Origin of the sequence: Burkholderia seminalis (genome assembly GCF_001718535.1) — a bacterium.
GTDB classification, from domain to species: domain Bacteria; phylum Pseudomonadota; class Gammaproteobacteria; order Burkholderiales; family Burkholderiaceae; genus Burkholderia; species Burkholderia seminalis.
Genome location: NZ_CP013398.1, coordinates 2,614,396 through 2,640,784 on the forward strand (window position 1 = coordinate 2,614,396; position 26,389 = coordinate 2,640,784).

Sequence of the window (26,389 nt, forward strand, 5' to 3'; positions counted from 1 at the left end):
GCCACCCCACTCGCACCAAACAAGGGCCGCGTCCGAGCGGCCTCCCCCGGAGATAGCATGAATCCCTCGCCCACCGCGAGCGCCAGCCGCGCCGGCGGCCGCCGCTTTTTCGCCGATACGTCCGTGTCGGCGCTCGTCGCCGGCTTCGTCGCGATGATGACCGGCTACACGAGTTCGCTCGTGCTGATGTTCCAGGCCGGCCGCGCCGCCCACCTCACCGATGCGCAGATCTCGTCGTGGATCTGGGCGCTGTCGATCGGCATGGCGCTGACGACGATCGGCCTGTCGCTGCGGTTTCGCGCGCCCGTCGTCGTCGCGTGGTCGACGCCCGGCGCCGCGCTGCTGATCGCGTCGCTGCCCGGCGTGCCCTACGCCGAGGCGATCGGCGCGTTCGTCGTGTGCGCGCTGCTGCTGACGGCCGTCGGCATGAGCGGCCTGTTCGACACGCTGATGCGCCGGATTCCGGCCGGCATCGCCGCCGCGCTGCTCGCGGGCATCCTGTTCGAGATCGGCATCGAGATCTTTCGCGCCGCGCAGTTCCAGACCGCGCTCGTGCTCGCGATGTTCTTCACCTACCTGATCGTCAAGCGGCTCGCGCCGCGTTATGCGATCGTGACCACGCTGATCGTCGGCACGGCGGTGGCCGGCGGCCTCGGCCTGCTCGACTTCAGCCGCTTCCACATCGCGCTCGCGCAACCGGTGTTCACGATGCCCGCGCTCTCGATCGCGTCGATCGTCAGCATCGGCATTCCGCTGTTCGTCGTCGCGATGGCGTCGCAGAACGTGCCGGGCATCGCGGTGCTGCGCGCGGACGGCTACCCGACACCGTCGTCGCCGCTGATCGCGACGACCGGCCTCGCGTCGCTGCTGCTCGCGCCGTTCGGCTCGCACGGCGTGAACCTCGCGGCGATCACGGCCGCGATCTGTACGGGCCCCGAAGCGCACGAGGATCACGCGAAGCGCTACACGGCCGCCGTGTGGTGCGGCATGTTCTACCTGGTCGCCGGCATCTTCGGCGCGACGATCGCCGCGCTGTTCGCGGCGCTGCCGAAGGCGCTCGTGGTATCGGTCGCCGCGCTCGCGCTGTTCGGCTCGATCATGAGCGGGCTCGCGAACGCGATGCAGGACGTGAAGCAGCGCGAGGCCGCGCTCGTCACGTTCATGGTCACCGCGTCGGGCCTCACGCTGCTGTCGATCGGCTCGGCGTTCTGGGGGCTCGTCGCGGGGATCGTCACGCAGGTGATCCTGAACGCGCGGCGCCCCGCGTGACGCGGCTCGCGGCCTGTCGCGGCGTGCCTCAGGCACGCCAAAACGTGCTCGACACGAATCGGGCCTAAAATGATGGATCCGGAAGCGGCGCCGCGCGCCGCTTCGCTTCGCCGCCGCGCTCGCGCGGCCCGTGAGAACCCGGCGCCCCGCGCCCTTCTTCCGAATCGCCATGACTACCGCACTCGACCAGCTGAAGCAGTACACGACCGTCGTCGCCGACACGGGCGACTTCCAGCAGCTTGCGCAATACAAGCCGCAGGACGCGACCACGAACCCGTCGCTGATCCTGAAGGCCGTCCAGAAGGATGCGTACAAGCCGATCCTCGAGAAAACCGTCCGCGATCACCGCAACGAAAGCACCGATTTCATCATCGACCGCCTGCTGATCGCCTTCGGCACCGAGATCCTGAAGCTGATCCCGGGCCGTGTGTCGACCGAAGTCGACGCGCGCCTGTCGTTCGACACGCAACGCTCGATCGACAAGGGCCGCGAGCTCATCAAGCTGTACGAAGCAGCCGGCATCGGCCGCGACCGCATCCTGATCAAGCTCGCGTCGACGTGGGAAGGCATCCGCGCGGCCGAGGTGCTGCAGAAGGAAGGGATCAAGTGCAACATGACCCTGCTTTTCTCGCTCGTGCAGGCCGCCGCGTGCGCGGAAGCCGGCGCGCAACTGATCTCGCCGTTCGTCGGCCGCATCTACGACTGGTACAAGAAACAGGCCGGCGCGGAATGGAACGAAGAGAAGGACGGCGGCGCGAACGATCCGGGCGTGCAGTCGGTGCGCCGCATCTACACGTACTACAAGACGTTCGGCTACAAGACCGAAGTGATGGGCGCGAGCTTCCGCACCACGAGCCAGATCACCGAACTCGCCGGCTGCGACCTGCTGACCATCAGTCCCGATTTGCTGCAGAAGCTGCAGGACAGCAACGAGACGGTCGCGCGCAAGCTGTCGCCGGAATCGCTGCAGGACAAGCCGTCCGAGCGCGTCGCGATCGACGAGGCGTCGTTCCGCTTCCAGCTGAACGACGAAGCGATGGCGACCGAGAAGCTCGCGGAAGGCATCCGCGTATTCGCCGCCGACGCGGTGAAGCTCGAGAAGCTGATCGACGCGCTGCGCTGACCCGCCACGCGCGTCAGCGGCTGTCAGCAACACGGGCAACAGCCGTCGGCAAGCACGCCGCACACGGCCGCGAACGGGATGTTCGCGGCCGTTTTTATTTTTCATTCCATCGTCAAGCGCGCGCACTACAATCCACGTCACGGGTGCGGCGGCCGCCTCCCGATGCGCCCTTCCCCAGTCAATCTTGCACGACGCCGAACCCGCGCCGACGCGCTGGCACGGCCCATTACAGGAGACAACGATGCAAGTCCAACCGTACCTGACGTTCTACGGTCGCGCCGACGAAGCCCTTCAGTTCTACGAAAAGGCGCTCGGTGCGAAGACCATGTTCAAGATGCACTTCAAGGATGGGCCGCCGAACCCCGACCACCCGATGTCGCCGGAGATGGCCGACAAGGTGATGCACGCGAGCTTCACGATCGGCGACTCGATGATCATGTGCTCGGACGGCGACTGCAGCCAGCCGGCCGGCGCCGCGCACGCCGGTTATTCGCTGTCGCTGAACCCGGCGACGGTCGACGAAGGGCAGAAGCTGTTCAATGCGCTCGCCGACGGCGGCGAAGTGACGATGCCGTTCGGCAAGACGTTCTGGGCGCTCGGCTTCGGGATGGCGAAGGATCGTTTCGGCGTGCACTGGATGGTCAACGTCGAGGACCTGTCGCAACGCGAGGCACTCGCGAAACACGCGCAGGGCTGATGCAAAAGGAACGCCCGCCACGTTGCGGTGGCGGGCGTTTTCGTTGCCGCGCGACGCATGCGCGGCACACCGCCGCGCATGCCGCCGCCGTCAGCCCTCGACGACGTCGAGATAGTCCTCCGGCCGCGTGCGGTCTTCCGCGTGCGCCATGCCCATCACGCGCACCAGCACGCTCACCGCCACCGCCACCACCAGGTTCACGATCAGCGACCAGACGGCCGCGTAGCCGGGAATCGCGAGGCCGAACAGGTGGATCGTGAAGATCGAGCCGGCCAGCTTCAGCGAAATCGCCATCCACGTGCCGCACACGATGCCTGCCGCCCAGCCGGCCAGCAAACCGCGATGGTCGAGCATGCGCGTGTACAGGCCGAGCACGATCGCAGGCAGCGTCTGGATGATCCAGATCCCGCCGAGCAGCTGCAGCTGGATCGCATAGGTCAGCGGCAGCCCGAGGATGAACGCGACCGCGCCGACCTTCACGATCAGCGACACGAGCTTCGCGACGTGCGTCTCCTGCTCGTGCGTCATGTTGCGGTTCACGAACTCGCGGTGGATGTTGCGCGTGTACAGGTTCGCGGCCGCGATCGACATGATCGCCGCCGGCACCAGCGCACCGATGCCGATCGCCGCGAACGCGACACCGACGAACCACGACGGGAAGTACTCGAGGAACAGCGCGGGCACCGCGAAGTTCGGACCGAACGCCTTGAAGTACGGCGCGTACTGCGGCATGTCCTTCACGCCCGACGCGAGCGCCATGTAGCCGAGCAGCGCGAGCAGGCCGAGCACGAACGAGTACGCGGGCAGCATCGCCATGTTGCGGCGAATCGAGTTGCCCGACGACGACGACAGGATCGCCGTGACCGAGTGCGGGTACAGGAACAGCGCGAGCGCCGAGCCGATCGCGAGCGTCGCGTACGCGCTGTAGCCGTTCAGGCTCGCCGCATCGGGCGCCTTCAGCAGCAGCTTCGCCGGCGGCACGCTCGCGAAGATGTGCCCGAAGCCGCCGAGCTTCGCCGGGATCACGACGACCGCCGCCGCGATCGTGATGTAGATCAGGATGTCCTTCACGATCGCGATCATGGCCGGCGCGCGCAGCCCCGACGTGTACGTGTACGCGGCGAGGATCGCGAACGCGATGATCAGCGGCAGGTCGCCGACGAAGCCGGTCGTGTCGAAGCCGAGCGCGCCGATCACCACTTCGATGCCGACGAGCTGCAGCGCGATGTACGGCATCGTCGCGACGATGCCCGTCACCGCGATCGCCAGCGCGAGCATCCGGCTGCCGTAGCGCGCGTTGACGAAGTCGGCGGACGTCACGTAGCCGTGCCGCTTCGCGATGCTCCACAGCTTCGGGAACACGACGAACGCGAACGGATAGATCAGGATCGTATAGGGCAGCGCGAAGAAGCCCATCGCGCCGGCGCCGAACACGAGCGCGGGCACCGCGACGAACGTGTAGGCCGTGTAGAGGTCGCCGCCGAGCAGGAACCACGTGACGATCGTGCCGAAGCGGCGTCCGCCGAGGCCCCATTCGTCGAGATGGGCGAGATCGCCGCGCCGCCAGTTCGCGGCCAGGAAACCGATGATCGTGACGCCGATGAACAGCAGGACGAAGACGAAGGTTGCGCCGAGATTCATCGCGCACCTCCCTGCGGGCCGCCCGCCTTCCACGCGTTCTTGGTCTTGAAGTACACGAACGCGGTGATCACCGCGCTGATGAAGACCCAAAGCAGCTGATACCAGTAGAAAAACGGAAAACCGAACATCTGCGGTTCGATCTTGCTGTACGACGGTACCCAGACCATCGCAATCAGCGGCAGTACCAGCAGCCAGAGCCAGCGCTTCGCGGCCCGGTTGGCGTCGGCATCGTGAGCCATGACGTCTCCTCTTCTTTCCCGGATATCGATCTTGTTGAGCGGGTACGGCGCCGGGAGGAGCGGCGAAACGGGTAGGCTGCGGCTCCCCTGGCTTCGCGCCAGTATAGGAGCCGCGAGCACGCGGTCAAGCAGGGGCGAACCCGAGGTGATCCGCCCCTTGTCGCATGGTTGCACCGGGCTGCCGCCGGTGCGTGAAGCGTCAGATCGCGAACGAGGTGTCGCGTGCGCCGGTCGTTGCTTTCAAAGCTTTCACCCACTTGCGCGCGGGCAGCTTCAGCGTGTCCTCGATCAGCTTCGCGCGGGCGTCGAGCTGCGCGAACGGCACGTCGAGCGCCGGGCCCGAGAACGCGATCGCGATCCGGTTGCCGTCGTGCACTTCGGGCAGCGCGATCACGCGATGATCGAACGCCGCGTTCAGGTGCTTCATGTTGCGCACGAAGCTCGGATGATCGCCGAACAGGTTGATCGTCGCGATGCCCGCCTCCGCGAGACAGCCGCGCACCGCGCGGTAGAACGCGACGCTGTCGAGCACGGGGCCGCGCGCGGTCGCGTCGTACAGGTCGATCTGGATCGCGCCCGTCGTGCCGCGGTTGGCCGGGTCGTTGACGAAGTCCCACGCGTCGGCTTCATGCACGACGAGGCGCGCGTCGTCGGGCGGCAGCGCGAACATCGTGCGCGCGGCGACGATCACGGCCGGATTCAGTTCGACGGCCTCGACCTTCGCGTCCGGCAGGAAACGGTGCGAGAACTTGGTCAGCGCGCCGGTGCCGAGCCCGAGCTGGACGATCCGCTCGGGCGTTTCGAGGAACAGCAGCCATGCCATCATCTGCTGCGCGTATTCGAGCTCGATGGCGAGCGGCTTCGAGATCCGCATCGCGCCCTGCACCCATTCGGTACCGAAGTGCAGGAAGCGCACGCCGCCTTCTTCGGAGAACGTAACGGGCGCGAAGCGCGGCTTGCGCGGCGCTTCGAGCACCGGCACGTCGTCGTGTTCGTCGATGTCCGGGCGACGCTTCACGCGCGGCGGCTGGAGCTTTTCGGAGCCGTTGTACGAGGACGGCTTGCCTTGCTTGAATGCACGCGCCTCGGCGGACGCGCGCTTGATCAGTCGGGTCATGATTGAATCTCGCTGGGTGATGCTGGTTTTGGCGGACGAGAGGATAGCATTGGTGCGTGATGGCGGCCGCGACGCGCGGTGCACGATCCCGGATGCCGTCGACGCGAGGCTGCCTTCATCGATCGAAGGAGGACACATGACATCGAACGACAGGAAGATCTGGTTTCCGGCGAAACGCTACGGCTGGGGATGGGGTTTGCCGGTCGCGTGGCAGGGCTGGGTCGTGCTGCTGCTGTTCGCGGCCGGCATCATCGCGACTGCGTGGCGGGTGCCGCCGCAACGCTCGCCGCTTGCATACGCCGTTTGCATCGCGGTGTGGGTCGCGCTGCTGATTGCGGTGTGCTGGCTCAAAGGCGAGAAGCCCCGGTGGCGATGGGGCGAGGACGATTGACGATCGTGCCGAACCGGCATCGGCCGTCGACACCGGAATTCCAGCCCCCGCTCGAACGACGGCATTGCCTTCGCCGGGCTCGACGAAGGCAGCACGAGCGTCTCGTACCCGGCCTGGCCGATCACGTCGGCAAACCGCCCCGCCGTCTTGCCGTTGACGCACACGCGCTTCAGCCGCGGCGTATGCTCGCGCGACGAATCGAAATCGTTCGGTCTTGCTTTCCGGATCGCCGAATCGAGACTGCCCTGGCGATGGCAAGCATCGAGCACGTCCCGGATGCCGATGCCATGCGAAAGCACGCACACGAGCCGCGCGTCGTACGACAGCGCATGCAGCATCGGCTCGCCGAGCACCGCGCCGAGCAGCCGCCAGAACGGGTTGCCATTTTGTTCAGTTTGACATCGGCGTCGGTCAGACAGCATGCTGCTGTCGCACCTGCATGCTCTTTCGACGTGACCTGTACGCAGTAACGTCATCGAAGCCTGCCAACATCCGTTCCGGCCATACCTGCTCCATCACACGGGATTTCGCATTCATGAGTCACATCCACTTCATCGGCGGGGAAAAAGGCGGCGTCGGCAAATCGCTCGCCGCCCGTGTGCTGGCCCAGTATTTCATCGATCGGAGCGTGCCCTTCGTGGGCTTCGATACCGACCGATCGCACGGCGCGCTACTGCGGTTCTATGCCGATTTTGCCGCGCCTGCCGTGCTCGACCAGCACGACAGCCTCGACCCGGTCATGGAATCGGCGCTCGAAGATCCGCAGCGGCGCATACTGGTCGACCTCGCGGCCCAGACGCGGCAGTCGCTCGCAAGATGGCTCGACGATTCGGACGTGCTGGATTTTGCCGCAGAACACGGCCTCACGTTGACGTGGTGGCACGTGATGGACACCGGACGCGATTCGGTCGATCTGCTGCGGCAATGGCTCGACGAATTCGGTGGACGAATCAAGCTGGTGCTGGTACTGAATGAAGTTCGCGGCGATCGCTTCGAGATTCTGGAGGCGTCCGGCGAACGCGAGCGGGCCGAGGCCCTCGGCGCCAGCGTGATTACGCTGCGCCGCCTGCCCGATACGACGATGCAGAAGATCGATCGTCAAAGCGCGAGCTTCTGGGCGGCGGTCAATCATCCCGACCGCGCCGCCACGGGGCTCGGCTTGCTGGAGCGGCAGCGCGTCAAGGTCTGGCTGCATCGTACTTACGAGGAGCTGGGCACGCTCGCCTTGTAGTGCGGGGCCGCTGCGACGGCGCGGCGGGTGCGGCGAGTGGCCGGAATGGCTCATGCGGGGAAACTTGGAGGTTGCGATGGCCGATCACGACAGACTGCATCCACTCCGTCCGTTCCTGAAAAATTGGGTTTGGGAGCACGGCCGGATCGGGACGCGCTATCTCGACTGCGTCGATGGCGAAATCAAGTTCGATGCAGGCAAGAAATCGCATTTCGCTGCCGAGCAATATATCTACGTGCCGCTGGGCAAGAACACTGACGACGACGCATCCGCGGAGGGTCCCGCGATCCACGAGGAAGGACTTGCCCGCTTTTTGCGGGCTGCGCAGCTGGGAACGCCAGGGGAAGCCGGTTCCGTAGCGGAGGTTCAGCGTGCGGTGCAGGACTGCGTGGAAATCGGCCTGTTCAGCGCGTATCAATGGGAGGCTCGACAGGCATTTGCCCGCTACGCGCAGGAACCCATGTTCGAGGACGAGATCCGCGCGGCGGTCGTCGACGACATCCGGCGAACGTACGTCGCCATGCGAGAGCAGCTGGCGCTGTACGACTTCAGTGTGCTCTACGGCTTGCCCACGCCGCTGCTGATCAGCGATACACCCTTCATCGACTGGCGCGTGATCGCCAGTCCGGCACTTCCGTTCGTATCGCTTCCGCTGGGACCTTACTGCCTGCTGGTGGGCGCGCCGTCGGGCAGGAGTAGCCGAATCGGCCCGGTGGTCTGGAAGGCCGCTGCCGCGATGGGCCCGTTGAAGGACCACAACCGCCGGATCGAAGAGCACGCGCGTCTGTGGCTGGTGGCGACCACCGACGACCCACTCGTCGCCGCACAGGGTCGCATCACCGCGGCCAGGGGCGCCAGGCACCTGCCGCCACCCGCCTGATAGCGCTGCTTCACCGACCCGGCCTCCACCGCGCCTCAGGTGCGAAGTGCACGCCAGAGCACCAGTTTCTGTTCGAACGACAACGTCGCGTTCGCTGGACTCGACGAAGGCAATACGAGCGTTTCATAACCCGCCGCGCCGATTACATCGGCAAACCGCCCCGCCGTCTTGCCGTTGAAGCAGACTTTCTTCAGCAACGGCGCGTGCTCGCGCAACGAAGCAAAGTCGTTCGGCTTCGCATTCCGGATCGCCGAATCGAGACTGCCTTGTCGATGGCAGGCATCGAGCACGTCCCAGACGCCGATGCCGTGCGCAAGCACGCGTTCGAGCCGTGCGTCATACGCGAGTTCGTGCAGCCCGGGTTCCTCGAGCACCGCGCCGAGCAGCCGCCAGAACTGGTTGCGTGGATGCGCGTAGTACTGCGCGGCATCGAGCGACGCCTCGCCCGGAAAGCTCCCGAGGATCATCGTGTGCGTATCCGGCGCGACGACCGGCGGAAAACCCCGCAGCATCACGCGTCCCCACGCGGCCCGACGGAGCGCGGCCCGTCGCCGTGCGCGGCGAGATGGCGCCACAGCGCCGGCAGCATGCACTCGGTGACCATCAGCGGCTTGCCGTGACGCTGAAACACCGAACGCCGCGCCGCGAACGCATGCGGCGCGCGCGCGCCGATGCCGAGCGCATGGCTCGCGAGCGCATACAGCGGATGACCGGCGATCACGCGCCGGCTGACGAGCGCCGAGCGCTCGACCTGCGGATCGCTGTACAGCAGCTCCGCGAGCGGCCGCGTGCGCAGCCGCCGCATCGCCTGCCACACGCCCTTGCTGGCCGCGAGCGGCGCGATGCTGTGCGCGGCGACGTACGGCACGCCGTCGACCGACAGGATCACCTCGCGCACCCACATCGGCGCGCGCGGCGCACAGGCAAGCGCGTCCGGCTCGTCGAACCACGGACCGTCGACGGCCTCGCGCGTCACGCGCACGCTCACGCGGCCGAGCCGCGCGAGATGGGCCGTCAGCGATCCGCCGCGCGTCAGCCAGTCGCGCTGGTCGGGCGAGCAGCCCGGCCGCGGCGTCTCGCGCCAGCCGGCCTGACCGCCGTCGAATCGCATGCGCGGATTCACGCGGCGCGCGACAGCAGCAGCGCGTTGGTCCGCTTCACGAAGCTCGCCGGATCGTCGAGCATGCCGCCTTCGGCCAGCAGCGCCTGATCGAACAGCAGATGGCACCAGTCGCCGAAATCGGCGCTGTCTGCGTTCAGCTGCTTCACGAGCGCGTGCTCGGGATTGATCTCGAGGATCGGCTGCATCGCCGGCGCGTTCTGCCCTGCGGCCTTCAGCATCCGCTGCAGGTAGCCGCTCATGTCGTTGTCGTCCGCGACGAGGCACGACGGCGAATCGGTCAGGCGGAACGTGACGCGCACTTCCTTCACCTTGTCGCCGAGCGCTTCCTTCATCTTCTCGACGACCGGCTTGATCGCTTCGCCCGCCTGCTCCTGCGCCTTCTTCTCCTCGTCGTTCAGCTCGCCGAGATCGAGATCGCCGCGGGCCACGCTCGCGAGCGGCTTGCCGTCGAATTCATGCAGGAACGACAGCATCCATTCGTCGACGCGATCGGTCAGCAGCAGCACCTCGACGCCCTTCTTGCGGAACACTTCGAGGTGCGGGCTGTTCTTCGCGGCCTGCCAGGTGTCGGCGGTCACGTAGTAGATCTTGCTCTGCTCGGGCTTCATGCGCGACACGTAGTCGGCGAGCGACACGTCCTGTGCGTCGGTGTCGCCGTGCGTCGACGCGAAGCGCAGCAGCTTCGCGATGCGCTCGCGGTTCGCGTGATCCTCGCCGAGGCCTTCCTTCAGCACCTGGCCGAACGCGCCCCAGAACGTCTTGTACTTTTCCTTGCCGGTTTCGTCTTCCGCATTGGCGAGTTCCTCGAGCATCGACAGCGCGCGCTTGGTCACGCCTTCGCGGATCGCCTTCACGTCGCGGCTTTCCTGCAGGATCTCGCGCGACACGTTCAGCGGCAGGTCGGCCGAATCGACGACGCCCTTCACGAAACGCAGGTATTGCGGCAGCAGCTGCTCGGCGTCGTCCATGATGAACACGCGCTTCACGTACAGCTTCAGGCCGCCGCGATAGTCGCGGTTCCACAGGTCGAACGGCGCGTGCGACGGCACGAACAGCAGTTGCGTGTATTCGCTGCGGCCCTCGACGCGGTTGTGCGTCCAGGTGAGCGGATCCTGGTGATCGTGCGCGATGTGCTGGTAGAACTGCGTGTACTGCTCGTCGGTGACGTCGCTCTTCGAACGCGTCCACAGCGCGCTCGCCTGGTTGACGGTCTCGTCCTCGTCCTTCAGGACCATCTCGCCCTTTTCCTGATCCCATTCTTCCTTGCGCATCAGGATCGGCAGCGCGATGTGGTCGGAATACTTCTGGATGATCGAGCGCAGGCGGTGCGACGACAGCAGCTCGTCCTCGCCCTCGCGCAGGTGCAGCGTGATCGTCGTGCCGCGCTGCGCGCGCTCGATCGCGTCGATCGTGAAGTCGCCCTCGCCCGCGCTTTCCCAGCGCACGGCTTGGTTCGCCGGCAGGCCGGCGCGGCGCGTCTCGACGGTGATCTTGTCCGCGACGATGAAGCCCGAGTAGAAACCGACGCCGAACTGGCCGATCAGCGCCGCGTCCTTCTGCTGGTCGCCCGACAGCTTCGTGAAGAATTCCTTGGTGCCCGAGCGCGCGATCGTGCCGAGGTTCGCGATCGCCTCGTCGCGGCTCATGCCGATGCCGTTGTCGTCGATCGTGATGGTGCGCGCGGCCTTGTCGTAGCCGATGCGGATGCGCAGGTTCGGATCGTTCTCGTACAGCGCGTTGTCCGCGAGCGCTTCGAAACGCAGCTTGTCGACCGCGTCGGACGCGTTCGACACCAGTTCGCGCAGGAAGATTTCCTTGTTGCTGTAGAGCGAATGGATCATCAGGTGGAGGAGTTGCTTGACCTCTGCCTGAAAGCTCATCGTTTCATGTGCCATGGATGCTGTTTCCTCTTACTTGAACAGGGATGGTGTGGCGCAGGCGCCCGGGGCGCGATGCCCGCGAGTCCGTGGAGGACGACCGCCCGGCGCCAGCGGTTTGCGCGCGTATCTGGGGACGGCGCGCGCGATTTCAAGACACGACGCGCCGCGTCACGACGCGCGCCGCACCGCCGAGTCGATATAGCCGGCCAGCAGCCCCGGCAGCGCCGGATCGCCGCAGTTCGCGACATTGAAGCGCATCCAGGTCGACGGCGACTGCTGCGGCGAGAACAGGCTGCCCGGCGTCAGCAGGAAGCCGGCCTCGTGCGCGACCGCCGCGAGCGCGTCCGAATCGACGCCCGTGTCGGCCCACAGGAACATCCCGGCCGCCGGCATCGTGAACAGCCCGAGCCCGGTGCGCTCGAGCATCCGCGCGGTCTTGTCGCGCACGCCGTCGAGCCGCGCGCGCAGCCGCTCGACGTGGCGCCGGTAATGCCCTTCGGTCAGGATCTTGTACAGCACGCGCTCGTTGAGCTCGGGCGTCGTCATCCCGACCAGCATCTTCTGGTCGGTGACCGCCTTCGCGATCTCCGGCGCGCACGCCACGTAACCGACCCGCAGGTTCGCCGCGAGCGTCTTCGAATAGCTGCCGAGGTAGATCACGCGCTTCAACTGGTCGAGGCTCGCGAGGCGCGTGGCCGGATAACTCGGCGGGCACAGGTCGCCGTACACGTCGTCCTCGACGACGAGGAAATCGTACGCCTCCGCGAGCTTCAGGATCCGGAACGCCTGCGCGGCCGACAACGACGTGCCGGTCGGGTTCTGCAGCACCGAGTTGATCACGAGCATCTTCGGCCGCCACATCTGCACCAGCGTTTCGAGCGCGTCGAGATCGGGGCCGTCGGGCGTGTACGGCATCCCGACGAGCTGCGCGCCCTGCGCCGCGAAGCGCCCGAACATCTGGAACCACGCGGGATCGCCGACGATCACCGCGTCGCCGGGCCGCATGTAGATCCGCGAAATCAGGTCGATCGCCTGCGTGATTCCCGAGACGAGCACGATCTGCTCGGGTTTCGCGCCGATCTCGACTTCGGCGAGGCGCGTCTGCAGTTGCTGGCGCAGCGGCAGGAAACCCTGCGCGGTGCCGAAACCGAGCATCTGCGCGCCCGACTGGCGCCCCAGCGCGCGCAGCGCGCCGGTGATCAGCTCGCCGTCGAGCCAGCGGCCCGGCAGGTAGCCGAGGCCCGGCCCCTTCTCCGGGCTGACGGTGTGCAGCATGTTGCGCAGCAGCCAGACGACGTCGATCGTGTTGTGCACGGGCGCGGCCTCGGCCACGCGCGCGACGCCGTCGGCCGGCTGCGGGCCGGCGCCCGTGCGCTCGCGCACGTAGAAGCCCGAGCCGCGCCGCGAGTCGAGGTAGCCCTGTGCGACGAGGCGCTCGTACGCCTCGACGACGGTGAAACGCGACACGCTCTTGTCGAGCGCGAGCTTGCGGATCGACGGCATCCGCATGCCGGGACGGAACACGCGTTCGTCGATGCGCCGCCGCGCCCACTGGACCAGCTGGTCGACGAGCGTGAGCGTGGCCGTGTCGTGCGGCGCGGGAATCTGGGCGAGTGGGACGATGGACATGGGCGGCAGCTCCAACTGTACCGAAGGCTATCGCGCCGATTGTACCGTTACTGTGCCGGTAACGCCGATTACAGTTGACCGGAATGGCGCACGTGCGGCCGTCGCTCTGGCCCCGCCGCACCGGCGCCGCGCCGCCCGGCCCGCGTCGCGGCCGGTGCGCCGGCCAGGCCGGCTACCGCCCGGCGCCTCGCCCGCCTACCATGACACTTTCGCTTCCCGACCGACGTTCATGCCAGCCCGCTCCCTGACACTCGACCATCTCGTGATCGCCGCGCGCACGCTCGACGAAGGCGTTCGCCATGTCGCCGACGCGCTCGGCATCGATCCGGCCGGCGGCGGCCGCCACCCGCTGATGCGGACCCACAATGCGCTGTTCGGCGCGTGGGGCGGGCTCTACCTCGAAGTGATCGCGATCGACCCCGACGCGCCTGCCGCGGACGACGGCGCGAAGCCGCCGCGCGCACGGCTGTTCGGCCTCGACGATCCGGCGATGCACGCGCGGCTCGCGCAGGGCCCGTTCCTCGCGCACTGGGTCGCGCGCGTCGACCGCCCGCGCCAGCTTGCCCTGTGGCAGAGCCAGTACCCGGCCCGCATCGCGCCCGTGGTCGCGATGAGCCGCGGCGACCTGCGCTGGGGCCTCACAGTGCCCGACGACGGCAGCTTCCCCGCCTGGCAGGGCTCGGGCGACGGGCTCGCGCCGTCGCTGATCCAGTGGGACAGCCCGCGCCACCCGGCCGAGTCGCTGCCGGGCAACGGCGTCGCGCTGAAGGCGCTCAAGGGCACCCACCCGCGTGCCGACGTCATCCGCGAGCAGCTCGACTGGCTCGGCGCCGCCCAGCTGCTCGATCTCGACGCGGGTGAAGGTCCGCCCGCGCTCGTGGCCGAATTCGATACGCCGCAAGGCGCCCGTACGCTGCGCTGAACGCGCCGCCGCGTTCCCGACGACAACGACCTGCAATACGGAGACACCGCCACATGAATTCGCGCGAAACCCGGGGCATGCTGCTCGGCCTGATCGGCGTGATGATCTTCAGCCTGACGCTGCCGATGACGCGAATCGTCGTGTCCGAACTCAACCCGCTGCTCAACGGGCTCGGCCGCGCGCTCGCCGCGGCCGTGCCGGCCGGCCTGCTGCTGTGGTGGCGCCGCGAGGCGCTGCCGACCCGCGCGCAAGTGAAAAGTCTCGCGATCACGTCGGCCGGCGTGATCATCGCGTATCCGGTGTTCTCCGCGTGGGCGATGAAATCGGTGCCGGCGTCGCACGGCGCGGTCGTCAACGGGCTGCAGCCGCTGTTCGTCGCGCTGTACGCGGCGTGGCTGTCGCACGAGCGGCCGTCGAAGGCGTTCTGGGCCAGCGCGGTCGCGGGCAGCGCGCTCGTGATCGCGTTCGCGCTGCGCGACGGCGGCGGCACCCTGCAGGCCGGCGACGCGCTGATGCTCGTCGCGGTCGGCATCGGCGCGCTCGGCTACGCGGAAGGCGCGCGCCTCGCGCGCCAGATCGGCGGCTGGCAGGTGATCTGCTGGGCGCTCGTCGTGTCGGCGCCGTTCCTCGTGCTGCCGGTCGGCTGGCTCGCGTGGATGCAGCATGCCGCGCATCCGGGCCCGCTCGCGCCGCGCACGTGGCTCGCGTTCGGTTACGTGACCCTTTTTTCGCAATTCATCGGCTTTTTCGCCTGGTATGCGGGGCTCGCGATGGGGGGCACCGCACGTGTCGGCCAGGTGCAGCTGCTGCAGATTTTCTTCACGATCGCCTTTTCCGCCCTGCTGTTCGGCGAGACCGTCACGCCGTCGACGTGGCTGTTCGCGGCGGCCGTGATCGCCACCGTGGTGCTCGGGCGCCGCTCGGCGGTGGCCACGGCCCCGCGTCCCGCTCGCGCCGGTTGATGAGGTGCGCCATAATGTTTGTTTTGCCTGATCGGTTTTGCCCACCCGGCCGCGAAGGCTCGATCGCGCTCGCGCCTGCCCACCCGGCGGTGTCGAAACGATTCGCCCGAACGACCTTTCTTGACTGACCACGATATCCGAACGAGGAGACTATGAATCCGAGCGACCTGCATCCGCCGCACTGGCAGCTTTCCGAACGCGCCCGCAAGCTGACGAGCTCTGCGATCCGCGAGATCCTGAAGGTCACGGAACGCCCCGAGGTCATCTCGTTCGCCGGCGGCCTGCCCGCCCCCGCGACGTTCCCGGCCGAGCGCATGCGCGCCGCCGCCGACCGCGTGCTGCGCGACGCGCCGGCCGCCGCGCTCCAGTACAGCGCGACCGAAGGCTACCTGCCGCTGCGCGAATGGATCGCCGAGCGCTACAGCGTGCGCGTGTCGCAGGTGCTGATCACGACCGGCTCGCAGCAGGCGCTCGACCTGCTCGGCAAGGCGCTCGTCGATCCGGGCAGCCCGATCCTGGTCGAAACGCCGACCTACCTCGGCGCGCTGCAGTCGTTCTCGCTGTACGAGCCGCGCTACGTGCAGGTGCCGACCGACGAACAGGGCCTGCTGCCGGAAGGCCTGACACCCGAACTCACGCAAGGCGCGCGCCTGCTGTACGCGCAACCGAACTTCCAGAACCCGACCGGCCGCCGCCTGCCCGTCGAGCGCCGCCGCGCGCTCGCCGCGTTCGCGCAGTCGAGCCCGTTCCCGGTGCTGGAGGACGATCCGTACGGCGCGCTGAACTATCGCGGCGAACCGCTGCCGACGATGCTGTCGATGGCGCCCGACCACGTCGTGCACCTCGGCACGTTCTCGAAGGTGCTCGCACCGGGCCTGCGGATCGGCTACATCATCGCGCCCGAGGAACTCCACTTCAAGCTCGTGCAGGCCAAGCAGGCCACCGATCTGCACACGCCGACGCTCACGCAGCGCATCGCGCACGAAGTGATCAAGGACGGCTTCCTCGACGAGCACATCCCGACGATCCGCGAGCTGTACAGCGCGCAGTGCGACGCGATGCTCGGCGCGCTGGCGCGTCACATGCCGGAAGGCGTCACGTGGAACCGCCCGGAAGGCGGGATGTTCATCTGGGTGAACCTGCCCGCGCAGATCGACAGCATGAAACTGCTCGCCGCGGCCGTCGACAACCACGTCGCCTTCGTGCCGGGCGCGCCGTTCTTCGCGGACGACGCGCAGCAGAACACGCTGCGCCTGTCGTTCGTGACGGTGCCGCCCGAGAAGATCGAGGAAGGCGTCGCGCGCCTCGGCAAGCTGCTGCGCGAGCGCCTCTGATCCCCTTTTTCCTGTCACGACTCTCTACGAGGAATCGATTACATGGCTAACGTCTACGACAAGCTGAAGTCGCTCGGCATCGAGCTCCCGACCGCCGGCGCACCGGCCGCCGCCTACGTGATGAGCGCGCAAAGCGGCAACACGGTGTACCTGTCGGGCCACATCGCGAAGAAGGACGGCAAGGTCTGGGCCGGCAAGCTCGGCGCCGACCTGCAGACGGAAGACGGCAAGGCGGCCGCGCGCGCGATCGCGATCGACCTGCTCGCGACGCTGCACGCGCATACCGGCGACCTGAACAAGGTCACGCGCATCGTGAAGCTGATGAGCCTCGTCAACTCGACGCTCGACTTCACGGAACAGCACGTCGTGACGAACGGCGCGTCGGAGCTGATCGCCGAGGTGTTCGGCGACGCCGGCAAGCACGCCCGCTCGGCCTTCGGCGTCGCGCAGATCCCGCTCGGCGCATGCGTCGAGATCGAGCTGATCGCCGAAGTCGCGTAACGGGCCCGGCACGATGTCCGGCCGCCTCGTCCGCTTCAAGCAGGTCGACGTGTTCTCGTCGGTGCCGTTCAAGGGCAATCCGCTGGCCGTGGTGTTCGACGCCGATTCGCTCGGCGACGACGCCATGCTCGAGATCGCCCGCTGGACGAACCTGTCGGAAACGACGTTCCTCTGCACGCCGACCGATCCGGAAGCCGACTACCGCGTCCGGATCTTCACGACGGGCGGCGAATTGCCGTTCGCCGGCCACCCGACGCTTGGCACCGCGCATGCGTTCCTGGAAAGCGGCGCGCGGCCACGCACGCCGGGCCGGCTGATCCAGCAGTGCGGGGTCGGCCGGGTCGCGCTGCGCGAGCAGGCCGGCGGCTGGGCGTTCGCCGCGCCGCCGGCACGCGTCACGCCGCTCGACCGTTCGGACTACGCGGCGCTGGCCGCCGCGCTGCGCAGCGACGCGCTCGACCTCGATGCCGAGCCGTGCGCGGTCGACAACGGCGCGCCGTGGCTGGTCGTGCGGCTGAAGTCGGCCGACGCGTGCATCGGCCTGTCGCCCGATCCGGTCGCGCTGGAAGCGCTGACCCGCCGCTACGGCGTGGACGGCCTCGCCGCCTACGCGCCGCACGCCGAAGGCGGCCCCGCGACGTTCGAGATCCGCTGCCTGATGACGGGCGGCCAGTTCGGCACCCCCGGCGAGGATCCCGTCACCGGCAGCGCGAACGCCGCGCTGGCCGGGCTGCTGACGCGGCAGAATCGCCGCCCCGGCCCGTCGTACACGGCCCGCCAGGGCACGGCGATCGACCGCGACGGCCGTATCGCCGTCCGCTACGACGAAGACGGCACGACATGGATCGGCGGCGATGTCGTGACGGTCGTCGACGGCACCTTCCGGTCGCCTGCCTGACATTCCGCGATGTGCGATGGCGCCGGCTCGTTCGGCGCCCTACACTTCGCCCAACTATCGCAAAAACGTTCCAGCCAGTAATATCGGGCCTAATCCGTTGTTTCGGACGTCTGTCCATGGTTGCGCATCCCGCGAACGAACAGACGCCGGGATAACCCCAACCCAAGCCAGCCATCCGGACGGATGGCGCACGCGAGCAGGACGCCACCCGCTTCGATGAGCTCCGCCCGGTCCAACCACACGCCGCCGAACCGGCCGCTGCGCACGCCGCGCAAATCGCGCCGGCGGGCGCTATTTGCGATCCCGCTGCTCGGGATGCTGGCGCTCGCGTTGCTGTGGGCCGTGATCATCGCGCGGCTGTCGGTGGAAAAGGACAGCGCGTACAAGGAAGCGGCGGCCTCCGCCGCGATCCTCTCCTCCGCGCTCGAGCAGCATACGGTCAAGGCGATCCACCAGGTCGACCAGATCACCCGCTTCGTCAAGTTCGAATTCGAGAAGTCCCCCGCGCACTTCAACCTCGCGAGCGCCGTCGAAAAAGGCGTCGTGCCGAGCGATACGCTGATCCAGGTGTCGCTGGTCAACGCGAAGGGCATCCTGTTCGCGAACACGGCCGAGCTTCATCCGCAGCCGATCAACCTGTCCGACCGCGAGCACTTCAAGGTCCACCTCGCGCACAACGACGACCGCCTGTTCATCAGCAAACCCGTGCTCGGCCGCGTGTCGAGCCACTGGACGCTGCAGATGACGCGGCGCCTGAACAACCCGGACGGCAGCTTCGCGGGCATCGTCGTCGTGTCGGAAGACCCGAGCTACTTCACCAACGACTTCTACAACAACGCGGCGATCGGCAAGGAAGGCGTGATCGCGGTGGTGTCCGACACGGGTACGGTGCTCGCGCGGCGCACGGGTTCGCTGAACAACGCGCCCGGCGCGTTTTCGGCATCGGGCGTCTACCCGATCGCCGAGCGCGTGACGGGCACGATCATCGACCCGATCGACGGCGTGACGCGCATCGTGTCGTACCGCCACCTCGACGGCTATCCGCTCGCCGTGATGGTCGGGCTGTCGCAGACGGAAGAGTTCGCGGACTACTACCACACGCGCAACGTCTACCTGTTGATGACGAGCTTCATCACGCTCGCGATGCTCGCGTTCTTCGGCGTCGCGACGGGCCTGATCGGCAAGCTGCTCGGCCGCGAGCGCGAGATGACGCAGCTTGCCGAATACGACCTGCTCACCGGCCTCGCGAACCGCTACGCGACGCTGCGCGGACTGCGCAACGACGTGTCGATGCCGGCGAGCCTGTCGCGGCTCGGCCTGCTGTTCATCGATCTCGACAACTTCAAGACCGTCAACGACACGCTCGGCCACAACGCCGGCGACATCGTGCTGCAGATGACCGCGTCGCGCCTGGCCGATGCGGTCGGCGACGAAGGCTCGCTCGCGCGCATCGGCGGCGACGAGTTCGTCGTCGTGATGAAGGGCGACGACGTCGAGCGGCGCGCGGTGCGGCTCGCCGAAGCGATCATCCGGATGTTCGGCGAGCCGTTCGACGTGCGCGGCAGTTCGTTCGTGCTGCATGCGAGCATCGGCATCGCGCTGCACACCGTCGCGAACGAAAGCGAGATCGACCTGCTGAAGAAGGCCGACCTCGCGATGTACAGCGCGAAGGACGCCGGCAAGAACTGCTACCAGTTCTATGCGCCGCACCTGTCGCACCGCGCCGATCACCTGATGCGCTGGGAACAGCAATTGCGCGTCGCGCTCGCCGAGGGGCAGCTGTTCCTCGCGTACCAGCCGAAGATCGACCTCACGCACCGGTACATCACCGGCTTCGAGGCGCTCGCGCGCTGGGATCACCCCGAGCACGGGATCATCTCGGCGAACGAATTCATTTCGATCGCCGAATCGACGGGCCTGATCGTGCCGATCGGCGACTTCGTGATCCGTACCGCGTGCGAGCAGATCGCGCGCTGGCGCGACGAGGGCCACGACACACTGACGCTCGCGGTCAACATCTCGCCCGTGCAGTTCTGGCGCGGCGACCTGATCGAGACGATCTCGCGCACGCTGCTGGAAACCGGCATCGACGCGAACCGGCTCGAACTCGAAATCACCGAGACCGCGATGATGGAATATCCGGAGCTCGTGTCCGAGAAGATCGTCGCGCTGAAGAAGCTCGGCATCCGCATCGCGCTCGACGATTTCGGCACCGGCTATTCGTCGCTGTCGTACCTGCACCGCTTCTCGGTCGACACGCTGAAGGTCGACCGCTCGTTCGTGCAGGCAATCCCGAACGATCGCAGCGTGTGCGTGATGGTGTCGTCGATCGTGCATCTCGCCCGCTCGCTCGGCCTGACCGTCGTCGTCGAAGGCACGGAAACCGAGGAGCAGATCACCTGGCTGTCCGCGCTCGGCGAGATCGAGGCACAGGGCTTCCTGTTCTCGCGCCCGGTGCCGGCCGACGCGATTCCCGCCCTGATCGCGCGCTTCGGCGTGCGCGGCGACCATCCGAACGTCATCGCCCATCGCGCGACCGGCAGCACGGGCGCCTGAGCGGCGAAACCGCCGCTATCACGGCGCGCGTTGCGCACCGCCGCAATTGTTGCGTTTCCCGATCCGATCGTTTAGTTCATTAACTAGCGTTTTCGCGCATGGCAGTGTCACGATGCGCGGCGGACAATCGGGAGGGCCTACGTGTCGGCGGGCCGCCGGCATGGCCATACGCGAGAGATCCGGCCCTGCGCCAACCACACAACCATGACTACCGTCGAAGTCGAAGCGACCGCTCGTGTCGAAGAGGCACAGGCATCCCTATGGACCTTGTTCAAGGTCGTCGCCGGTATTTCCGCGCTCTCGTGGGGCGGGCTTTCGATGATGGCGCAGCTCGAACGCCACTACGTTGAACGGCTGCAGCGCATCGAACCGCACGTATTCGGCGATCTCGTCGCGCTCGCCTGGCTCGTGCCGGGCCCGGTCGGCTGCAACGTGGCGGTGCAGGTCGGCCAGACGCTGCACGGCCGCGCCGGCGCCTGGGTTGCCGGTATCGCGAGCGTGCTGCCGTTCTCGATCCTGATGACGCTGTTCGCGATCTTTTATCAGACGCCGCTCGTGCGCTCGCTGGCCGCGCCGATGCTGATCAATCACTTCGGGATGGTGCTCGCCGCGCTGATCGGCGTCACGTGGGTCAAGCAGCTGCGCGCGCTCGCGCGCACGCGGCTCGAGCAGGCGATCGCCGCGCTGTCGACGATTCTGCTCGCTTTCGCGCATACTCCCGCCGCTTTCGTCGGGATTCTCTTCGCCGCGTTTGCAGCGGGCTGGCTGACGGGGCCGACCCAGCGCGACGCGGTCGAATTCACGCTGTCGAAGCGCGACCGCAACCTGCTCGTGCTGCTCGGCGTGCTCGTCGCGCTGTTCGCGGTGCCGCTGCCAGGCGATTACCAGGCGCAGCTACTGTGGCCGCGCCTCGCGGGCGCCGGCATGACGCTGTTCGGCGGCGGCTTTTCCGCGCTGCCGGTGCTCAAGACGCTGTTCGTGTCGCCGGCGACGGGCATCTCCGATCATGACTTCACGCTGGCGTTCGCGCTGTCGCCGGTGGCACCGGGCCCGCTGCTGAACGTCGTGCCGTTTCTCGGCTACCTGACCGACGGCTGGGTCGGCGCGCTGCTCGCGACGGCCGCGCTGTTCATCCCGTCGGGATGCCTCGTCGTGTTTGCGCAGAACCACCTGTCCCGGCTCAAGCGCCACGCGCGCTTCGAGCACGGCATGCGCCTGCTGCGCGCGGCGACCACGGGCTTTCTCGTCGTCGCCGTCGCGAAGATCCTGCATCGCGAGCCGGCCGACCCGGTTTACTGGCTGACGGGCGCCTTCGCGACGCTGTGCTTCGCGCGCTTCAAGGTGCCCGTCTATGCCGTCTACGGCGCGGTCGCCGTGGCGTGCGGCGTGTGGCTGTGGGCCGCCGCGCACTGACAGGCCCCCGCAGCCCTGCTCCACCGGCCGCCACCGGCGCGCCGCCCCTCCTCAACCGGCCTGCACCGCGACCCGGCGAGCCATCCAGCGGGTCCGCAGCGCGTCATACGCGAGATTGAAGCAGAACGTGTAAGGCAGGAAGAACAGCACGATGCCGAGGTCGAGCAGCAGTGCCTCGACGAGGCTCACGTTCAGCCACCACGCGGCCACCGGCACCACCATCGCGACGAGGCCGAGCTCGAACATGACCGCGTGCGCGATCCGCATGCCGAGCGTGCGCTTCAATCCCGCGCGACGCTCGAAGCGGTCGAACAGCGTGTTGAACGCCATGTTCCACGCCATCGCGATCAGCGACACCATCACCGTCAGCACGCCGACGTGCGACACCGGCATGTCCAGCAGCCATGCACCGATCGGCGCGCACAGCGCGATCGCGACCAGCTCGAACGTCAGCGCGTGCAGCAGCCGTTCCGTCACCGTTTTGTTCACCTGTTTCATGATGCCCTCCTATTCGTTACGTCATGCATGTCGGCCATTTTGATCGGCGATACCGGTTGAATCCAGTTTGTTATCATCGGTTTTGCCGATAACAAGAAGTCTGGAGCACCGCATGCACCACGCCCCCGAAGCCCTGCTCGCATTCGCCGAGGCCGCGCTGCTCGGCTCGTTTACGGCCGCCGCACGCAAGCTCGGCAAACGCCAGTCGACCATTTCGGAAGCCATCGCGAACCTCGAAATCGATCTCGGCGTGCAGCTGTTCGACCGCTCGACGCGCGCGCCGACCCTGACCGACGCCGGCCGCGCGCTGTTGCCGCAGGTGCAGCGCGCGCTCGAGGCCAGCGCGGCGATCGACCGAACGGCCGCGCGGCTCGCGCACGGCGAGGAAGCGCGGCTGACGCTCGTCGTGTCCGACACGTACCAGTCGAAACGCTACGAGGAAACGCTGATGGCGCTCGAGCGACGCTTTCCGGCGCTCGAGCTCGAATGCCAGATCGCCGAACACGAGGACGTGCTCGACCTGATCCAGCAGGGCCGCGCGCAGCTCGGGCTGATGGCCGCGCGCGCGGCCTACCCGGCCGATATCGGCGCGGCGACGGTGGCGGAGGAATCGGAGATCGGGCTGTTCGTCGGGCGCACGCATGCGCTCGCCGAATACGGCGACGCCGAGGTGCCGCACGCGGTGCTGCGCGACGTGCGCGAGCTGCGCCTCAATACCTATGTGAAAACGGAAGGCCGCGGCACCGACGACCGGATCGTCGTCGGCACGCAGCACTGGCTGGCGCCCAGCTACCTGATGCTGCTGGAGATGGCCGTACTGGGGTTCGGCTGGGCGGAACTGCCGCGCTGGATGGTCGAGCACTTCGCGCGCGATCGCCTGTGCGAGCTGCGCTCACGCGGCTGGCCGCGCCGCGTGCGCGTGGATGCGGTCTGGTCGCGCAACCGGCCGCTCGGCCCGGCCGGCGCGTGGTTGCTCGATGCGATGCTGGCCGCGTAGCGGCGCGGGCGGCCCGGCCGGCAGCCCGCGGCGAGCGATCAGAACCCGCGCGACAGCACGGCCGCGCCGATCGTGACGACGCCGAGCACGAGATTGACGACGACGAGCAGGCGCACGGCATTCACCGCGCGCGCGCCGTCCGGCCAGTTCTGCGCCTGCACCGCGCGGCGGATGCGCGGGAACAGCGCGAAGCGGATATGGCCGAAGATCAGCATCATCACGACGCCGAGCCCGGCCATCGCGTGCAGCGACCACGTCGCGTGCGCGCCGCCGAATTCCACGAGCAGGAAGCCGCCGGACAGCAGGATCACGATCACGGAACCGGCCACCCAGTTGAAGAAACGGCCGAACACGCCTTCGATCAGCGGCAACCGGAGCTGCGGCGACAGGTCGGACAGCGCCGGGCGCAGGCAGAAGTGCGCGAAAACCATCCCGCCCACCCACACGGCAACGGCCAGCAGGTGAAGAAACAGCGCGACGGCAACAGCGTGGGACATGGCGACAATCCTGTGATGAGTGGGGACCAGCGAACGGCCGCGTCGCGCGCGGCATCAAGCGACGTTCGACCGGCCAATTGCGTCCCGGTTCAGACCCCCGGCGCGATTTCACATTATTTTGCAAGTTCCGCGTGACAGCGCCACACGTGGCTTACCCGAATCGCCGCATCCAAACAAAAGGCCGCCCACCCGCCGAAGCGGATGGGCGGCCTGTCGATCGCGGCCGAACCGGGCCCGGCGTCAGCCGAGCAGCGGGCGCAGTTCGTTGACGACCTTGAGCTTCGTCTCCGGCGCGCGGCCCTTGCGTGCGCGCTTGCCGATGTGCGGCGCGAGCCCGGCGTACGACAGCGTCTCGTCCTGCGCCTTGCCGCCGCGGCCGGTACCGATCAGCACGACGCCGGCCGGATCGATCGCCAGCGCCTGCACGAGCGTTTCCTTGTCGTCGAGCGCCATCAGGATCACGCCGCGCCCGCCGCCGGACAGCGTCTTCATCTCGTCCATCCCGAATACGAGCAAGCGGCCGCCGCTCGACAGGCATGCGACCTGCGTCGCGTTCGGCAGGACCGGCATCGGTGCAAGCGGCACCGCACCGGCGTCGATCGTCATGAACGCCTTGCCGGCCTTCACGCGGCTCACCATGTCGCCGACCTTCGCGAGGAAGCCGAAGCCGTTGCTCGACGCGAGCAGCAATTGCTGGTCGGCCGACGCCGCGTAGTAGTGCATCAGGTGCGAGCCCGATTCGAGCTCGATCAGCGACGTGACGGGCACGCCGTCACCGCGCCCGCCCGGCAGCACCGACACGTCGACCGAGTACACGCGGCCGCTGCTGCCCCACGCGATCAGCCGGTCCGGCGTGCGGCACTGGAACGCCGCGTACAGGCTGTCGCCCGCCTTGAACGAGAACGCGGCCGGGTCGAGCCCGTGGCCCTTCAGCGCGCGCACCCAGCCCTTCTGCGACACGACGACCGTCACCGGCTCGTCGACCACCTTCGCCTCGAACGTCGCGCGCTTTTCCTGCTGGATCAGCGTGCGGCGATCGTCGCCGTACTGTTTCGCGTCGGCCTCGATCTCCTTGATCATCAGCCGCTTCATCGCGCTTTCGTTCGCGAGCAGTTCCTCGAGCTTCGCCTTCTCGTCGCGCAGCGCGTCGAGTTCCTTCTCGATCTTGATCTTCTCGAGCCGCGCGAGCTGACGCAGCCGGATTTCGAGGATGTCTTCCGCCTGCCGCTCGCTGAGGCCGAACGCGCTCATCAGCGCGGCCTTCGGCTCGTCCGACTCGCGGATGATGCGGATCACCTCGTCGATGTTCAGGAAGACGATCATCCGCCCTTCGAGGATGTGGATGCGGTCGTCGACCTTCGCGAGACGATGGCGGCAACGGCGCGTCATCGTCAGCTGGCGGAACTTCACCCACTCGTCGAGGATCGTCAGCAGGCCCTTCTGGCCCGGCCGGCCGTCGGCGCCGATCATCACGAGGTTCAGCGTCGCGTTCGACTCGAGGCTCGTGTACGCGAGCAGCGTGTTCACGAATTCAGTCTGGTCGATCGTGCGCGACTTCGGCTCGAACACGAGCCGCACCGCCGCTTCCTTGCCCGACTCGTCGCGCACCGCGTCGAGCAGGTCGAGCATCGCCTTCTTCGTGTTGAGCTGCTCGGGCGTCAGCGTCTTCTTGCCGAGCTTGAGCTTCGGGTTGGTCAGTTCCTCGATTTCCTCGAGCACCTTCTGGCCCGACGTGCTCGGCGGCAGCTCGGTCACGACGAGCTGCCACTGGCCGCGCGCGAGATCCTCGATCTTCCATTTCGCGCGCACCTTCAGGCTGCCGCGGCCGGTTTCATAGGCCGCCGCGATTTCGGCGTCGCTCGAGATGATCTGGCCGCCGCCCGGGAAATCCGGGCCCGGAATCAGGTTCATCAGCTCCGCGTGCGTGAGCTTCGGATTGCGGATCAATGCGACCGCAGCGGCCGCGACTTCGCGCAGGTTGTGCGACGGGATTTCGGTCGCGAGGCCGACCGCGATGCCCGACGCGCCGTTCAGCAGCACGAACGGCATGCGGCTCGGCAGCGTCTTCGGTTCCTCGAACGAGCCGTCGTAGTTCGGCATGAAGTCGACCGTGCCCTGGTCGATCTCGTCGAGCAGCAGCTTCGCGATCGGCGTGAGGCGCGCTTCCGTGTAACGCATCGCCGCCGCGCCGTCACCGTCGCGCGAGCCGAAGTTGCCCTGCCCGTCGATCAGCGGGTAGCGCAGCGAGAAATCCTGCGCGAGACGCACGAGCGCGTCGTACGCCGACTGGTCGCCGTGCGGGTGGTATTTACCGAGCACGTCGCCGACCACGCGCGCCGACTTCACCGGCTTCGCATCGGGCCCAAGACCCATTTCGTTCATCGCGAACAGGATTCGGCGCTGCACCGGCTTCTGGCCGTCGCACACGTCGGGCAGCGCGCGGCTCTTCACGACGCTGACCGCGTAGCTGAGATACGCCTGCTCCGCGTAGTTGCCGAGCGTCAGCGCTTCGGCGTCCGGTGCATCGGACCCGGCGAAGAGATCGGAAGTATTGTCGTCCATCAGAATTCCGTATTCGTAAGTGGCGTGAG

General features: G+C 67.6%; 24 protein-coding genes and 1 pseudogene. 14 read left to right on the top strand and 11 right to left on the bottom strand.

Going from position 1 to position 26,389, the window contains the following annotated elements; genetic code table 11:
- The first annotated feature begins 57 nt into the window (after positions 1 to 57).
- From WJ12_RS11830 to WJ12_RS11840, 3 genes are all read left to right on the top strand, one after another.
- Positions 58 to 1,269 carry a benzoate/H(+) symporter BenE family transporter gene (locus WJ12_RS11830; protein ID WP_034190733.1) on the top strand — a complete coding sequence of 404 codons (1,212 nt, stop codon included), beginning with the start codon at positions 58 to 60 and terminating at the stop codon, positions 1,267 to 1,269.
- A 169-nt stretch (positions 1,270 to 1,438) separates the two neighbouring features.
- A complete protein-coding gene (gene tal, locus WJ12_RS11835; RefSeq protein ID WP_034190732.1) occupies positions 1,439 to 2,392 on the top strand; it encodes a transaldolase in 954 nt (317 codons plus the stop codon).
- Positions 2,393 to 2,633: 241 nt separating this feature from the next.
- The gene (locus WJ12_RS11840; protein WP_034190731.1) at positions 2,634 to 3,089 is read left to right on the top strand and encodes a VOC family protein; all 456 of its coding nucleotides are present in this window, start codon (positions 2,634 to 2,636) and stop codon (positions 3,087 to 3,089) included.
- Positions 3,090 to 3,179: 90 nt separating this feature from the next.
- Here WJ12_RS11840 and mctP read toward each other — a convergent pair whose 3' ends face one another.
- The 3 genes from mctP to WJ12_RS11855 form a co-directional block, all read right to left on the bottom strand.
- Positions 3,180 to 4,730: a monocarboxylate uptake permease MctP gene (gene mctP, locus WJ12_RS11845; protein WP_059558151.1), complete on the bottom strand. Its 1,551-nt coding sequence runs from the start codon at positions 4,728 to 4,730 to the stop codon at positions 3,180 to 3,182.
- Entirely contained in the window at positions 4,727 to 4,969 is a 243-nt protein-coding gene (locus tag WJ12_RS11850) for a DUF3311 domain-containing protein (protein WP_034190729.1), read from the bottom strand. Before WJ12_RS11850 ends, mctP begins: the two co-directional genes overlap by 4 nt.
- A gap of 199 nt (positions 4,970 to 5,168) precedes the next feature.
- Positions 5,169 to 6,086 carry a class I SAM-dependent methyltransferase gene (locus WJ12_RS11855; RefSeq protein WP_059558153.1) on the bottom strand — a complete coding sequence of 306 codons (918 nt, stop codon included), beginning with the start codon at positions 6,084 to 6,086 and terminating at the stop codon, positions 5,169 to 5,171.
- 136 nt (positions 6,087 to 6,222) lie between these two features.
- Here WJ12_RS11855 and WJ12_RS36745 point away from each other — a divergent pair, with 136 nt between their 5' ends.
- Entirely contained in the window at positions 6,223 to 6,477 is a 255-nt protein-coding gene (locus WJ12_RS36745; protein WP_082744701.1) for a hypothetical protein, read from the top strand.
- A gap of 41 nt (positions 6,478 to 6,518) precedes the next feature.
- Here the strand turns inward: WJ12_RS36745 and WJ12_RS11860 are convergent.
- Positions 6,519 to 6,857: pseudogene (locus WJ12_RS11860) on the bottom strand (DNA-deoxyinosine glycosylase); the annotation flags it as partial.
- 155 nt (positions 6,858 to 7,012) lie between these two features.
- Between WJ12_RS11860 and WJ12_RS11865 the strand changes: the two are divergent.
- Positions 7,013 to 7,708, top strand: a complete 696-nt coding sequence (locus WJ12_RS11865; RefSeq protein ID WP_049031027.1) for a P-loop NTPase family protein — start codon at positions 7,013 to 7,015, stop codon at positions 7,706 to 7,708.
- A 76-nt stretch (positions 7,709 to 7,784) separates the two neighbouring features.
- A complete protein-coding gene (locus WJ12_RS11870; protein ID WP_034190831.1) occupies positions 7,785 to 8,588 on the top strand; it encodes a hypothetical protein in 804 nt (267 codons plus the stop codon).
- 35 nt (positions 8,589 to 8,623) lie between these two features.
- Here WJ12_RS11870 and WJ12_RS11875 read toward each other — a convergent pair whose 3' ends face one another.
- The 4 genes from WJ12_RS11875 to WJ12_RS11890 form a co-directional block, all read right to left on the bottom strand.
- Entirely contained in the window at positions 8,624 to 9,100 is a 477-nt protein-coding gene (locus WJ12_RS11875; protein ID WP_059558155.1) for a DNA-deoxyinosine glycosylase, read from the bottom strand.
- On the bottom strand, positions 9,100 to 9,699 hold the full coding sequence (locus WJ12_RS11880) for a chorismate--pyruvate lyase family protein (protein WP_059558207.1): 600 nt from the start codon (positions 9,697 to 9,699) through the stop codon (positions 9,100 to 9,102). Before WJ12_RS11880 ends, WJ12_RS11875 begins: the two co-directional genes overlap by 1 nt.
- 8 nt (positions 9,700 to 9,707) lie before the next feature.
- Entirely contained in the window at positions 9,708 to 11,606 is a 1,899-nt protein-coding gene (htpG, locus tag WJ12_RS11885; protein ID WP_034190725.1) for a molecular chaperone HtpG, read from the bottom strand.
- A 153-nt stretch (positions 11,607 to 11,759) separates the two neighbouring features.
- Positions 11,760 to 13,220, bottom strand: a complete 1,461-nt coding sequence (locus WJ12_RS11890; protein WP_034190724.1) for an aminotransferase-like domain-containing protein — start codon at positions 13,218 to 13,220, stop codon at positions 11,760 to 11,762.
- Between the two features lie 229 nt (positions 13,221 to 13,449).
- Here WJ12_RS11890 and WJ12_RS11895 point away from each other — a divergent pair, with 229 nt between their 5' ends.
- From WJ12_RS11895 to WJ12_RS11925, 7 genes are all read left to right on the top strand, one after another.
- Positions 13,450 to 14,142 carry a VOC family protein gene (locus WJ12_RS11895; RefSeq protein WP_059558158.1) on the top strand — a complete coding sequence of 231 codons (693 nt, stop codon included), beginning with the start codon at positions 13,450 to 13,452 and terminating at the stop codon, positions 14,140 to 14,142.
- A 53-nt stretch (positions 14,143 to 14,195) separates the two neighbouring features.
- A complete protein-coding gene (locus WJ12_RS11900) occupies positions 14,196 to 15,104 on the top strand; it encodes a DMT family transporter (protein ID WP_059558159.1) in 909 nt (302 codons plus the stop codon).
- A 152-nt stretch (positions 15,105 to 15,256) separates the two neighbouring features.
- Entirely contained in the window at positions 15,257 to 16,438 is a 1,182-nt protein-coding gene (locus WJ12_RS11905) for an aminotransferase-like domain-containing protein (protein WP_049031287.1), read from the top strand.
- A gap of 42 nt (positions 16,439 to 16,480) precedes the next feature.
- Complete coding sequence (locus tag WJ12_RS11910; RefSeq protein WP_034190720.1) at positions 16,481 to 16,939, top strand: RidA family protein; 459 nt, start codon at positions 16,481 to 16,483, stop codon at positions 16,937 to 16,939.
- Positions 16,940 to 16,952: 13 nt separating this feature from the next.
- A complete protein-coding gene (locus WJ12_RS11915; protein WP_049029078.1) occupies positions 16,953 to 17,837 on the top strand; it encodes a PhzF family phenazine biosynthesis protein in 885 nt (294 codons plus the stop codon).
- Between the two features lie 216 nt (positions 17,838 to 18,053).
- Positions 18,054 to 20,393: a bifunctional diguanylate cyclase/phosphodiesterase gene (locus tag WJ12_RS11920; protein WP_034190718.1), complete on the top strand. Its 2,340-nt coding sequence runs from the start codon at positions 18,054 to 18,056 to the stop codon at positions 20,391 to 20,393.
- Positions 20,394 to 20,597: 204 nt separating this feature from the next.
- A complete protein-coding gene (locus tag WJ12_RS11925) occupies positions 20,598 to 21,806 on the top strand; it encodes a chromate transporter (RefSeq protein ID WP_059558161.1) in 1,209 nt (402 codons plus the stop codon).
- A gap of 51 nt (positions 21,807 to 21,857) precedes the next feature.
- Here the strand turns inward: WJ12_RS11925 and WJ12_RS11930 are convergent, their stop codons facing one another.
- Positions 21,858 to 22,304 (bottom strand): multidrug/biocide efflux PACE transporter, encoded by a 447-nt coding sequence (locus WJ12_RS11930; RefSeq protein ID WP_059558163.1) that lies wholly within the window; start codon positions 22,302 to 22,304, stop codon positions 21,858 to 21,860.
- 112 nt (positions 22,305 to 22,416) lie between these two features.
- On the opposite strand from WJ12_RS11930, the gene WJ12_RS11935 reads away from it, so the two are divergent.
- Positions 22,417 to 23,301, top strand: coding sequence for a LysR family transcriptional regulator (locus tag WJ12_RS11935; RefSeq protein WP_059558165.1), 885 nt, complete (start codon positions 22,417 to 22,419; stop codon positions 23,299 to 23,301).
- 38 nt (positions 23,302 to 23,339) lie between these two features.
- Here WJ12_RS11935 and WJ12_RS11940 read toward each other — a convergent pair whose 3' ends face one another.
- Positions 23,340 to 23,798: a CopD family protein gene (locus tag WJ12_RS11940; protein ID WP_034190714.1), complete on the bottom strand. Its 459-nt coding sequence runs from the start codon at positions 23,796 to 23,798 to the stop codon at positions 23,340 to 23,342.
- A 240-nt stretch (positions 23,799 to 24,038) separates the two neighbouring features.
- Entirely contained in the window at positions 24,039 to 26,360 is a 2,322-nt protein-coding gene (gene parC, locus WJ12_RS11945; RefSeq protein ID WP_034190713.1) for a DNA topoisomerase IV subunit A, read from the bottom strand.
- Between the last annotated feature and the right edge of the window lie 29 nt (positions 26,361 to 26,389).